The organism is Vibrio anguillarum (genome assembly GCF_003390515.1).
Lineage (GTDB): Bacteria > Pseudomonadota > Gammaproteobacteria > Enterobacterales > Vibrionaceae > Vibrio > Vibrio anguillarum.
This window is the reverse complement of sequence record NZ_CP031478.1, coordinates 949,244-949,631: the sequence shown is the minus strand read 5'-3', so window position 1 is coordinate 949,631 and position 388 is coordinate 949,244. Positions and strand designations below refer to the sequence as shown.

General features: G+C 43.8%; 1 protein-coding gene. It reads left to right on the top strand.

Features of this window, described 5'->3' with window-relative positions:
- Positions 1 to 45: 45 nt before the first annotated feature.
- The coding region (locus DD616_RS03940; RefSeq protein ID WP_208871489.1) for a GNAT family N-acetyltransferase at positions 46 to 388 on the top strand (343 nt) is incomplete at its 3' end.

The following is a 388-nucleotide window of genomic DNA, read 5'->3' as shown; positions in this document are numbered from 1 at the left end:
CCCCTTAGCCGGGCGTTATGATTTGTATCCAAATAGGCAGATTCTATGACAATTTCGTTTGAAACTCAGAGGTTGAGAGTAATTGAAGTCTCAGGTGATCTTTCGTTAACTGAGCGTTCAGCTCTGGTCGAACAGATCCCTAATATACTAACGCCATTGGTTGTTGAAAACTTGCCTCCATATTTTCATGGCATTACTTCCGTGGAATTGGCTAGAGTTTGGCTTGACCGAATGTCGTCGGAGAGTCGGCTGCTTCAAGTAAAATCGGAAGCGCAAGAGCTAATCGGTTTTCTTTTCGCCTATGTAGAGAGCGAAAGTGAAGCGCATATTGGTTACTTACTGAGTGAAGAATATTGGGGTAAAGGGTTGGCGAGTGAGCTACTGAAAA